Genomic DNA, 11,994 nt, shown 5'->3' with positions numbered 1-11,994 from the left:
TTAAGGCATTTCCGCAAGGCTATTGTGCCCCAACAATTGGAGGACTTCCCATGAAAGAGATCGGACACTGGATCAACGGCAAGCATGTTGCGGGCACGTCGGGCCGCTTTGCGGATGTGTTCAACCCGGCGACGGGCGAGGTGCAGGCCAAGGTTGCGCTGGCCACCAAGGCCGAGCTTGACGCCGCCGTGGCCGCAGCCGCCGCCGCACAACCGGCTTGGGGGGCCACCAACCCGCAGCGCCGCGCCCGCGTGATGATGAAATTCGTCGATCTGCTGAACCGCGACATGGACAAGCTGGCCGAGGCGCTGTCTTCCGAACATGGCAAGACCTTTCCCGATGCCAAGGGCGACATCCAGCGCGGTCTGGAAGTGATCGAATATTGCATCGGCGCCCCACAGATGCTGAAGGGCGAATTCACCGACAGCGCCGGCCCCGGCATCGACATGTATTCGATGCGCCAACCCGTTGGCGTGGCCGCGGGCATCACGCCCTTCAACTTCCCCGCCATGATCCCGATGTGGAAGATGGGCCCCGCGCTTGCCTGCGGCAACGCCTTCATCCTCAAGCCGTCCGAGCGTGACCCCAGCGTGCCGATGATGCTGGCCGCGCTGATGCAAGAGGCCGGGCTGCCCGATGGCGTGTTGCAGGTGATCAACGGCGACAAAGAGTCGGTCGATGCGATCCTCGATAACCCGACCGTTGCCGCCATCGGCTTTGTCGGATCGACGCCGATTGCCGAATACATCTATGGCCGTGGCTGTTCGAACGGCAAGCGCGTGCAGTGCTTTGGCGGCGCCAAGAACCATATGATCATCATGCCGGATGCCGATCTTGATCAGGCCGCCGATGCGCTGATCGGGGCCGGCTATGGCGCGGCAGGCGAACGCTGCATGGCAATTTCGGTGGCCGTGCCGGTGGGCGATTCCACGGCAGATGCGCTGATCGAAAAGCTGATCCCACGGATCGAAAAGCTGAAGGTTGGTCCCTGGACGGCCGGAAATGACGTGGATTACGGCCCCGTTGTCACCGCAGCCGCCAAGGCCAACATCCTGAAACTGGTCGAATCCGGCGTGCAGCAAGGCGCAAAGCTGGTGGTCGATGGCCGCGACTTCAAGTTGCAGGGCTATGAGGACGGTTTCTTTGTTGGCCCGCATCTGTTTGACCATGTGACCAAGGATATGGACATCTACCGCAAAGAGATTTTCGGGCCGGTCCTGTCCACCGTCCGCGCCAAGACCTATGAAGAAGCGATCGGCCTTGCCATGGATCATGAATACGGCAATGGCACCGCGATCTTTACCCGCGATGGCGATACGGCACGCGATTTCGCCAACCGCATCAACATCGGCATGATCGGCATCAACGTTCCGATCCCGGTGCCGCTGGCCTATCACACCTTTGGCGGCTGGAAAAAATCGGCTTTTGGCGATCTGAACCAGCACGGGCCTGATGCGTTCCGCTTTTACACGCGCACCAAAACCATCACCTCACGCTGGCCCAGCGGTATCAAGGAAGGCTCGGCCTTCAACTTCAAAGCGATGGACTGATACCCGGCCAAATGCAGCGCAAGGCCCACCGATGCACAATCGGTGGGCTTTTTTCGTGGTTTCTGCACAACATACCTGATATGCCTGCAAAAAAGACTTTGCGTGTTTAATGTCGCCAGTGTTCAATCAGTGGTCGCAATGGGTAGTCAGGCATCAAAAGTATGGCAGTTGATTTTCGTATTCTCAGGGAATTTGGCCTTGTTTACGTTCGCGTCTCGGGCGACGTGACCATCGCCGAAGCGAAGGAAGCGTTTCGGGATCACATGTCTCACCCTGACTGCGCCTTGGGCCAAAAGCGGTTCATTGATCTGTCTGCCATGACCAGCATCGAGTCGAACCCGGTGGGCATGATGCAATTTCTGGCCATGATGGCCGACCATTTCGTAAAGCCGGGCGTCCAGACCCTGATGGTCTATTACGCGCCAACAGATGCGACGCGATCTGTGGCCCATACGATGACACGGTCTTGGGATGTGTCGAATTTCGTTGTGGCCCGCGTGATTGATGATGAGCAAGAGGCCCTGCAATTGCTGGGCTTGTCGGCAAAGTCGATTTCACACCTCTTGGCCCAAGCTGCCTGATCACAGGGTCTTTGCGCCCTTGCAAAAGGCGGGAATTCCAGTTCCCCTGCGCCCATGACACATTGGATTTCCACTCTTCCCGGATTGTCGCCAGACCATGCCGCGCGCCTGGCGGCGCTGCCCGCGCGCGACGTGCCCAAAGGCACCGTCTTGTTTCGCGCCGGTGATGCGGCAAACGGGTTTGCAGTGGTCTTGCACGGACGGATCGACGTCAATCTGACCGGGCCTTCTGGGCGCGAAATTCTGCTGTATGCCGTTGAACCCGGCCAGTCCTGCGTGCAAACCACCTTGGGCCTGCTGGGAGGAGAGGCCTATACAGGCGAGGCGATCACGGCGACCGCCGTGCAACTGACCGTCATCCCAAAGCCCCTGTTTCTGGATTTGATGCAGGAAGATGCAGGCTTTCGCAGTTTCGTTCTGGCAAGTTTTGCGCGCAGAATGAACGATCTGACCCGCCTTTTAGAGCGCGTCGCCTTTGGCCGCATTGAATGCCGTCTGGCGGCCGAGCTGCTGGAGTTGCAAAACGACGGTGTGGTTGTCGCCACCCATGCAGAACTGGCCGCGCGTATCGGATCGGCCCGCGAGGTGGTGACGCGCCGGATTGATGGTTTTGCGCGCCAAGGATGGGTCAGCACCGAACGGGGCGAAGTGCATTTGCGCGATATGCCTGCCTTGCGGCGGCTTGCCGCATCCCTTGGGTGACCAGATCACAGACGGATCTGACGCCATCGCCTAATCTTATGCGTGATCTGGCTGGTGCCAGAACCTTAGGGAAAGGGTCTTGATATGCTTAAAACCAATGTGGGCGGCACAGACCGCATCTTGCGCATCGTTGTCGGGATCGCGCTGTTGGCGTGGTTCTTCCTCGATCAGGGCACGGGCTTTTGGCACTATGCCAAACTGATCGGGATTGTGCCCTTGCTGACGGGCCTGATGTCCACTTGCCCCGCCTATTCGATCCTGGGGCTGAACACCTGCCCGATGAAAAAGGGCTGACAAAGCCGGAACAAACGTCGAAAGGGCCCCCTTGGGGGCCTTTTTGGTGTGGCTTTGGCGACAGATCAGAACCCGCCAATCGACATCGGCGAAAAGGCAGAGCGGCCAACAGCCTGCACGCCAATCTCTTCTTCCCATGTCCGCTCCAGATCATAGGGCGTTTCGCGCATCGCCATCAAGGTTTCGAACAACGCCTGATTGCCAAGCTGATCACGCGGCAAAAGCTGAACGATGGTCTGTTGCGGATAGCCCTCGAGATCAATCTGAACCGTCTGGATCACGCCACCACCAGACAGCCCCCCCATCGACACCACCGCCACAAGGGCAAAGATGATGCCATAGGCCGCCGCCAGAACGGGTTTCATGCTGCTGGGTTGGCCAATCAGGATCAGCGCCGCAAGCGCAAGGCACAGCATAACAATCCCGAACCGCAGGGTCAGAACCGGTGCGTCGAGCAAGGTCACACCAGCCGCAAGCCAGACCCACGACAGGACCAGCGCCAAAAGCAAAAGTTTCAAAAAGGATGTTGTAAATGTTTTCGTCAAAGTCATGTCGGCCCCCTAGACCTGCTCATTCTTTCACGATGAAGAACAATCAGGGCCGATAGGCGACAACAATAGGGAAATCGCGCGGCAATCGGCCCGCTGCTGCCCCATTGTTGCCGCAGCGTAAACCAAGGTTTCCAAACCGCAACCAACCGGCCCTGCCACACAGCAGGGCCGGTGCCCGTATCACTCGGCAGCCACGCGGCGCGGCTTGAGCATATCTTTCAGATAGCGCCCGGTATGGCTGGCCTCGACCTTGGCCACGTCTTCGGGCGTGCCCTCGGCCACGATCTTGCCACCGCCATCACCGCCTTCGGGGCCAATGTCGATGATCCAGTCTGCTGTTTTGATCACATCAAGATTATGTTCGATCACCACCACGGTGTTGCCCTGCTCGACCAATTCGTGCAGCACTTCCAGCAGTTTGCGCACATCTTCGAAATGCAGGCCCGTCGTCGGCTCGTCCAGAATATACAGCGTGCGACCCGTGGCCCTGCGCGCCAGTTCCTTTGACAGCTTGACCCGCTGCGCCTCGCCCCCGGACAGGGTGGTGGCCTGTTGGCCTACCTTGATGTAACCCAGACCCACCTGACACAAGGCATCCATCTTTTCACGGATGCTGGGAACGGCGCTGAAAAACTCTTGCGCGTCTTCACAGGTCATGTCCAGCACATCGGAAATCGACTTGCCCTTGAACTTGATCTCTAAGGTCTCGCGGTTATAGCGCTGGCCCTTGCAGGTTTCGCAGGTCACATAGACGTCGGGCAGGAAATGCATCTCGATCTTGATGACGCCATCACCCTGGCAGGCCTCGCAGCGCCCGCCCTTGACGTTGAAACTGAACCGCCCCGGCTGATACCCGCGCGCCTTTGACTCGGGCAGGCCCGCGAACCAGTCGCGGATCGGCGTAAAGGCCCCGGTATAGGTGGCCGGGTTCGACCGTGGCGTGCGGCCAATCGGGCGCTGGTCGATGTCGATGACCTTGTCCAGATGCTCAAACCCCTTGATCGTCTCACACGGGGCTGGGGTTTCGCGCGCGCCGTTCAGCTTCATCGCGGCGGTCTTGAACAGGGTTTCAATGGTCAGCGTGGATTTACCGCCCCCCGACACCCCGGTAACACAAACAAACTTGCCCAAGGGGAAATCAGCCGTCACCTTTTTCAGGTTGTTGCCCTCGGCCCCGACCACGGTCAGCTTCTTGCCGCTGCCCTTGCGCCGCACCTTTGGCACTGAAATCTCTCGCTGGCCCGACAGATACTGGCCGGTCAGACTGGCCGGATCGGCCGCCACCGCCTGCGGCGTGCCATGGCTGACCACCTGCCCGCCATGCACCCCGGCACCGGGGCCGATGTCAAAGACGTAATCCGCCTCACGGATCGCATCCTCGTCATGCTCGACCACCAGCACAGTGTTGCCCTGATCGCGCAGGTTTTTCAGCGTGGTCAGCAGGCGATCGTTGTCGCGCTGATGCAGGCCGATACTGGGTTCATCCAGCACATACAGCACCCCCGTCAGGCCCGAGCCGATCTGGCTGGCCAGACGAATGCGCTGCGACTCTCCCCCTGACAGCGTGCCTGCGTTGCGCGACAACGTCAGGTAATCAAGCCCGACATTCACCAGAAAGCCCAAACGTTCGCGGATCTCTTTGAGAATGGCGCGGGCGATTTCATTCTTCTGGTTCGTCAGCGCCTCGGGCACCGAGCCGATCCAGTCAAACGCCTCACGGATCGACATCTGGGTGACCTGACCCACATGCTTGCCCGCGATTTTCACCGCCAAAGCCTCGGGCTTCAGGCGATAGCCACCGCAACTGCCACAGGCGCGGTTGTTCTGGAACCGCTCCATATCTTCACGGCTCCAGGCGCTGTCGGTTTCGCGGTAGCGCCGTTCCATATTGGGAATGACCCCCTCGAACACCCGCTTGACCTGATAGATCCGCCCCCCTTCGTCATAGCGGAACTCGATCTCCTCGCCACCCGAGCCATGCAGGAACAACTGCTGCACAAAGGCGGGCAGGTCTTTCCACTTCTTCTTCTTGTCAAATTCGTAATGCTTGGCCAGCGCATCAATCGTCTGGGTGAAATAAGGGGATTTCGACTTTGACCACGGCGCAATTGCCCCCTGCATCAGGGTCAGCCCCTGATCTGGCACAACCAGCCGTTCATCAAAGAACAACTCTACCCCCAGCCCGTCGCACACCGGGCAGGCCCCAAAGGGCGCGTTGAACGAAAACAGACGCGGCTCGATTTCGGCAATGGTAAAGCCCGACACCGGGCAGGCGAATTTCTCGGAATAGGTGATCCGCTCGCCCTCGCCCTCAGTTGGCGCGGTTTCAATCACCGCAATGCCATCGGCCAGATTCAGCGCGGTGCGAAAACTGTCGGCAAGCCGCGTCTCAAGCCCCTCACGCACCACGATGCGGTCAACGACCACGTCGATATTATGGCGGAACTTCTTGTCCAGAACGGGTGGTTCTTCCAACTCATAAAACGCGCCATTCACCTTGACGCGCTGAAACCCCTGCTTGCGCAGATCAAGGAATTCCTTTTTGTATTCGCCTTTTCGGTCGCGCACGATGGGCGCCAGCAGATAGGCGCGCGTGCCCTCCTCCATCGCCATCACCGCATCGACCATATCCTGCACCTGCATGGCCGTGATCGGCAGGCCCGTGGCGGGGGAATAGGGCGTGCCCACACGGGCAAACAGCAGGCGCATATAGTCGTAAATCTCGGTCACAGTGCCAACGGTGGACCGGGGGTTCTTGCTGGTGGTCTTTTGTTCGATGGAAATCGCGGGCGACAGACCGCTGATATGGTCAACGTCTGGCTTGCCCATCATGTCCAGAAACTGCCGCGCATAGGCCGACAACGATTCGACATAGCGCCGCTGGCCTTCGGCATAGATCGTGTCAAAGGCCAGACTGGATTTGCCCGACCCCGAAAGCCCCGTAATCACAACCAGTTGGTCACGCGGAATATCGACATCGATGCCCTTGAGATTATGCTCTCGCGCCCCGCGCACTTCGATGAACTTCTGCTCGGCCATGATCACCCCCGATACCAGCCGCCCACAAATAGGCTGAAATGCAGGACTCTCCAATGCCAAAATGTGAACAAACCAGAAACGGGCAAGAGTTTTCCCCCGTTCTCTGACACGGGCTTGGGCGCCTTGCCCAGTTTGACGCAAAAAGCGCCGCGGCTTGCGGGGAGCGCGGGCCTTTGGCTCTTTACATATTCATTAGTTTATATATGAAAGAGAAACATCGGTTTCAGGAGTTCAGAATGTTCAATTTCCTGCGCAGTGCCCCCTCTGCCCCGCCACCGTCCGTTGCCGAAATCGCTGCCAAAGTTGCGAGAAACGAGATGACTTTGGTCGATGTGCGGGAAATGGCCGAGATCAAGGCCTCGGGCAAAGCCAAGGGCGCGGTGGCCATTCCGCTGTCGATCCTTGGCCTGAAATGCGATCCGCAGGCCGCCGATTGCATGATTTCACATGACAAGCCGGTGGCTCTCTATTGCGCCTCGGGCGGGCGGTCGTCGATGGCGGCGCAAACCCTGTCGCGCCTTGGCTATGCCCAAGTTTACAACATCGGTGGCTTTGGCGACTGGATGGCGGGGGGCGGTCAGGTCGAAAAGATCTGACGCCGCCGCGCCTGCAGTGCATGCAGGCCAATCCCCAACAGACAGGCGGCAATGGCAACCAGGGCAAGCCCCTTTGCGCCGCCTGTCGCCAGGATCGCAGCGATCACCGGGGTGCCGGTGGTTGTGCCCAGATTTCCCAGTTGCGCTACGGCCCCCGCCGCCCGTGCCCGCCCCTCGGCCGTGGGGTTCAGCACCGGAATCGCTGCGAAACTGGCCCCCTGCACCAACCCCAATGCGGCCGACAGCCACAGCGCCGCCACCGCCATCGTGGGGCCATGCCCCCATCCCAGGGCCAGCACCCCAAAAGCCGGGATCGCCGCCCAATAGCCCATCTGCACCAGACGCACCGGGCTAAGGCGCGACAGCAGCCACACCCCCAGCGTCAAAGACACGGCAATCGACACAAAGGGCATCGCCCCCGCCACGAACCCACGCAATGCCCCAGGCACCTGCGGCGGCACCAGCGTCAGCAAGGCCACATAAAGAAAGGTGTAGCAAAAGAACCCCATCGCCGGCGCTGCCATCTGGGGCGAGCGATAGATGGCCAGATGTTGCGCCCAAAGCCCCCCGCCCTTGGGCCGGCCCGGCGATGGCGGATCCGCGGGCAGCAACACCGCCAGCGCCATGCCGCAGATCAGCAACCAGACCGCATGGCCAAGAAACAGCCCCTCGACCTGCCAGGGTGCGAACAGCGCCAGGAGGGTATAGGCCATGCCAAAGAAACTTGACCACAAGGTCATCACCAAACCGCGCGTGCGGTCTGTCGCCATGGCCGCCATCACTGTCGGCCCCACCACCACAATCGTCAGATGCGAAAAGCCCTCGACAATGCGCGAGGCGATCATCAGCGGATAGCCAAGCCCCAGCGCCTGCACCGCCGACATCGCGGCCCCGGCCCCCAGCGCCGCCACCATGGCCCGGCGCGGCCCGATCCGCGCCACCACCAACCCTGCCGTTGTGCCAAAGATCAGCCCGACGATGCCCACGATCGACACCACCAGCCCAACCGCCACCAAGGAATGATCGGAATACTGCCGGGAAAAGGCTTCGAACAGGATCGAGACCTTGCCGAATTGCGCTGCAGCACCCAGACCCGCACACCAGACCGCGATGACCGTCAGCACTGAACGCATAACCGCCCCTTCATCTGTTCATAAATATCCTCGGGGGGCGGCCGCAGGCCGAGGGGGGCAGACAGCCCCCCTACAGCCTTTCATTACATGTGCAGTGCCCGGCCATAGGCGTCCAGCACCGCTTCATGCATCATCTCGGACAAGGTCGGATGCGGGAAGACGGTGTTCATCAGGTCTTCTTCCGTCGTCTCCAGTGACCGCCCGACAACATACCCTTGGATCAGCTCCGTCACCTCGGCCCCAATCATATGCGCGCCCAGCAATTCGCCCGTCTTGGCATCGAACACGGTCTTGATCATGCCCTCGCTCTCGCCCAGGGCAATCGCCTTGCCATTGCCGATAAAGGGGAAGCGCCCGACCTTGATCTCATGGCCCGCCTCTTTGGCCTTGGCCTCGGTCAGACCAACGCTGGCAACCTGCGGGTGGCAATAGGTGCAGCCGGCAATGCTGTTGGGCTTGATCGGATGCGGATGACCGCCCGCGATCAATTCTGCAACCATCACGCCCTCATGGCTGGCCTTGTGGGCAAGCCACGGCGCCCCGGCGATGTCGCCAATGGCATAAAGCCCGTCAACGCCAGTGCGGCAGAATTCATCCGTCACCACATGGGTGCGGTCGATCTTTACGCCCAAAGCTTCCAGCCCAAGGTTTTCGACATTGCCAACAATGCCAACGGCCGAAATAACGGTGTCGAACTCGTGGGTTTCAACTTTGCCCCCCACCTCGATATGGGCAACCACGCCTTTGCCGGGCGTGCGATCCAGCTTTTTGACTGCCGCCTTTTCCATGATCTTCATGCCCTGTTTGACAAAGCTTTTCTTGGCAAAGGCACTGATCTCGGCATCCTCCACCGGCAAGATGCGGTCCATCACCTCAACCACCGTGGTATCGGCGCCAAGTGTGTTGAAAAAGCTGGCGAATTCGATCCCGATCGCCCCAGACCCAATGACCAGCAGCTTTTTCGGCATCCGGCTTGCCACCAGCGCATGTTTGTAGGACCAGACCAGATCACCATCCGCCTCTAGCCCCGGCAATTCGCGCGCCCGCGCCCCGGTGGCCAGCACGATCGACTTTGCCGTCAGTTCCTCGGTGCCCTTGTCGGTCTTGACCGAAACCACACCCTTTTTGGGCAAGGTTGCGGCACCCATGAAGACCGTCACCTTGTTCTTCTTCATCAGATGGCCAATGCCGCCCGACAGTTGCTTGGCAACCGCGCGGCTGCGCGCCACAACGGCGGGCAGATCATAGCCGATACCGTCGGCTTTCAGGCCAAACTCCTTGGCGCGCTCCATCAGGTGAAACACCTCGGCGCTGCGCAGCATGGCTTTGGTCGGGATACAGCCCCAGTTCAGACAAATGCCGCCCAGATGCTCGCGCTCGACAATGGCCACCTTCTGGCCCAGCTGACTGGCGCGAATGGCCGCGACATAGCCCCCCGGCCCCGCACCGACAACGATCACATCAAAGTTCTGAGCGGCCATATTTCCCTCCCGTGAAAAAGTGGTTTACCCCTAAACTATCGCCTCGGATGAAGCAACAGAGCTGACGCCCGCCCCCCATGCATGCAGCGCATGGCTGACGCCGGGCCCGTTTCATGCCTGATCGGCCTGCAACTGCCGCACCACCGCACCATACCCCCCGGCCTCCAGAAAGGCGGCTTCCTCGGGGCTGGTGTCACGGCCAAGGGCAGCGTTGCGAAACGGAAAGCGGCCAAACCGCGCAATGATCTCACGATGGGCGCGGGCATGCAGCAGGTTACCCGGCTCGGATGGCAGGCGTTCTTCCATCAGGCGCACGCAAAAGTCCTGATCGGCCAGATCTTCCGAATGCTCGAAGGGCAGGTAAAAGAATTGCCGTTCCGGTTCGGGCGCATCCAGATCCCAGCCCTGTTCGACCGCCAGCCGGGCCGCGGCGCGGGCCTTGCCATCGGTGGCGAAAGCCAGTGCCGTGCCGCGATGGATGTTGCGCCCGAACTGGTCGGCCACGATCAGATAGGCCAGCGTGCCCACCGTGCCCCCGATCCAATGCTCCAGCCCGTCATCATGCAGGGCCTGCCACAGATCGCCAAATTGCACGGCAATCGCATCATCAATTTCGGGCGTGCCCGCATACCAACCCTCGGGGCCGATGTCCCCCAGCCAGAAATCCAGCACCTGAACCGGATCAGACATGCGCGCTTCCTTCTCTTTTGGCCCACCGTGACAGCAGGCCAAGCGGCGCGCAAGCCTCGTTCACTCTCCCGGTGTTGCGTTGGGGTCGTTCAGCCGGGCATCCTCGGCATCTACCAGCGCCGCCGCCTCGACCGCCACGACCGAGGCCGTGGGCGAAATCGCCGTATAGCCCGAGGTCGCATCTGGCGTGATCCGCCGCTGCGTCATCCGCCAGCCGCCATAGGCCGCCAGAACCGCGAACAAAATCGCCATGAACAGGAAAAAGCCCGAAGGCCCCACGGTTTCCATCATCCAACCGGTGATGATCGGGCCGGAAATCGCGCCCAGACCATTGATGAACAACAGCCCCGCCGAGGCTGCGGCCATGTCGGTCTTGTCCAGATAGTCGTTCACATAGGCCAACAGCAGCGAATAAAGCGGATTGGAAATACCGCCCCCAAAGGCCCCAATCAGCACCAGCCCCCAGAACGGCAGATCGGTCAGCACCGGCAGCGTCAGAACCAAGGCCCCCGCCACCGAAAGCCACAAGATCAGCGTCCGCCGATCCATCCGGTCAGACAGCCAGCCAATCGGATATTGCAGCACCAGACCGCCCGTATAGATGCCCGAGACGAAAATCGTCAGATCAGCCACCGAAAGCCCCACCTGCGTGCCCCAGACCGAGGCCATGCCGAACTGCGCCGAAAACACGCCGCCCAGCAAGAACATCCCGACGCAGCCTAGTGGCGACGCATGGAACAACCGCTTGAAGGACAAAGGCTTGGTCGTGTCAAAGGCCGGGGCCTGACTGACCGACAAAAGAATGGGCGTAAAGGCCAGTGACACCAGAACCGACGGGATCACAAACAGGATATAGCCAGACGGATCGCCCACATTCAGCAGCAACTGCGCCGCGATGATCCCGATCATCTGCACGATCAGATACAGCGACAGCGCCTGCCCCCGCGTTTCATTGGTCGAGGCGTTGTTCAGCCAGCTTTCGGCGGTGATATAGACGCCCGAGAAGGAAAACCCGATGATCACCCGCAACGCGGCCCAAACCATCCAGTCGGGGGCCGCCGCATACAGCACCAGCACGGCCGAAATCATCGACCCCAAGGCCGCAAACACCCGCACATGCCCCACACGGCGGATCATATCGGGGGCCATGCGGCTGCCGAACAGAAAGCCGACGAAATAGCATGACATGACAATCGACATCTGGGTGGTCGTGAATTCTTCCAGCGCGCCACGAATACCCAAAAGCGTGCCCTGCATGCCGTTGCCCAGCATCAAAAGCCCAAGGCCAAGCAGCAGGGCCCAAGTGTTGCGCAAAACCAGAAACATCCGAAAGTCCTTTTTCCTGCCTCAACCCTAGCGGGCGCGGCCGTCTTTGTC

The 11,994-nt window shown here is 60.4% G+C and carries 11 protein-coding genes; 5 read left to right on the top strand and 6 right to left on the bottom strand.

Annotated elements, in window-relative coordinates:
- Positions 1–50: 50 nt before the first annotated feature.
- The 4 genes from V3C85_RS05665 to V3C85_RS05650 all read left to right on the top strand — a co-directional run bounded on the left by V3C85_RS05665 (position 51) and on the right by V3C85_RS05650 (position 3,127).
- Positions 51–1,550, top strand: a complete 1,500-nt coding sequence (locus V3C85_RS05665; RefSeq protein WP_331794114.1) for a CoA-acylating methylmalonate-semialdehyde dehydrogenase — start codon at positions 51–53, stop codon at positions 1,548–1,550.
- Positions 1,551–1,711: 161 nt separating this feature from the next.
- On the top strand, positions 1,712–2,131 hold the full coding sequence (locus V3C85_RS05660) for a hypothetical protein (protein ID WP_331794113.1): 420 nt from the start codon (positions 1,712–1,714) through the stop codon (positions 2,129–2,131).
- Positions 2,132–2,185: 54 nt separating this feature from the next.
- Positions 2,186–2,833, top strand: coding sequence for a Crp/Fnr family transcriptional regulator (locus tag V3C85_RS05655; RefSeq protein ID WP_331794112.1), 648 nt, complete (start codon positions 2,186–2,188; stop codon positions 2,831–2,833).
- A gap of 84 nt (positions 2,834–2,917) precedes the next feature.
- Entirely contained in the window at positions 2,918–3,127 is a 210-nt protein-coding gene (locus V3C85_RS05650) for a YgaP family membrane protein (protein WP_331794111.1), read from the top strand.
- A 65-nt stretch (positions 3,128–3,192) separates the two neighbouring features.
- On the opposite strand, the gene V3C85_RS05645 is transcribed toward V3C85_RS05650, so the two are convergent.
- Together V3C85_RS05645 and uvrA are read right to left on the bottom strand one after the other, a co-directional pair.
- Positions 3,193–3,645 carry a hypothetical protein gene (locus V3C85_RS05645; protein WP_331794110.1) on the bottom strand — a complete coding sequence of 151 codons (453 nt, stop codon included), beginning with the start codon at positions 3,643–3,645 and terminating at the stop codon, positions 3,193–3,195.
- 213 nt (positions 3,646–3,858) lie between these two features.
- The gene (gene uvrA, locus V3C85_RS05640) at positions 3,859–6,717 is read right to left on the bottom strand and encodes an excinuclease ABC subunit UvrA (protein WP_331794109.1); all 2,859 of its coding nucleotides are present in this window, start codon (positions 6,715–6,717) and stop codon (positions 3,859–3,861) included.
- A 236-nt stretch (positions 6,718–6,953) separates the two neighbouring features.
- Here uvrA and V3C85_RS05635 point away from each other — a divergent pair, with 236 nt between their 5' ends.
- The gene (locus V3C85_RS05635; RefSeq protein WP_331794108.1) at positions 6,954–7,313 is read left to right on the top strand and encodes a rhodanese-like domain-containing protein; all 360 of its coding nucleotides are present in this window, start codon (positions 6,954–6,956) and stop codon (positions 7,311–7,313) included.
- Here the strand turns inward: V3C85_RS05635 and V3C85_RS05630 are convergent.
- From V3C85_RS05630 to V3C85_RS05615, 4 genes are all read right to left on the bottom strand, one after another.
- Complete coding sequence (locus V3C85_RS05630; RefSeq protein WP_331794107.1) at positions 7,295–8,446, bottom strand: MFS transporter; 1,152 nt, start codon at positions 8,444–8,446, stop codon at positions 7,295–7,297. The two genes, V3C85_RS05635 and V3C85_RS05630, sit on opposite strands and share 19 nt — an antisense overlap.
- A gap of 83 nt (positions 8,447–8,529) precedes the next feature.
- A complete protein-coding gene (gene lpdA, locus V3C85_RS05625; RefSeq protein ID WP_331794106.1) occupies positions 8,530–9,927 on the bottom strand; it encodes a dihydrolipoyl dehydrogenase in 1,398 nt (465 codons plus the stop codon).
- Between the two features lie 111 nt (positions 9,928–10,038).
- Positions 10,039–10,617 carry a DUF924 family protein gene (locus V3C85_RS05620; RefSeq protein ID WP_331794105.1) on the bottom strand — a complete coding sequence of 193 codons (579 nt, stop codon included), beginning with the start codon at positions 10,615–10,617 and terminating at the stop codon, positions 10,039–10,041.
- A 60-nt stretch (positions 10,618–10,677) separates the two neighbouring features.
- Positions 10,678–11,943 (bottom strand): MFS transporter, encoded by a 1,266-nt coding sequence (locus tag V3C85_RS05615; RefSeq protein ID WP_331794104.1) that lies wholly within the window; start codon positions 11,941–11,943, stop codon positions 10,678–10,680.
- Between the last annotated feature and the right edge of the window lie 51 nt (positions 11,944–11,994).

The organism is Pseudotabrizicola sp. L79, from assembly GCF_036553525.1.
Taxonomy (GTDB): Bacteria; Pseudomonadota; Alphaproteobacteria; order Rhodobacterales; family Rhodobacteraceae; genus Pseudotabrizicola.
Note: the sequence above shows the minus strand (reverse complement) of the source record. Positions and strands in the feature narration are given on the sequence as shown.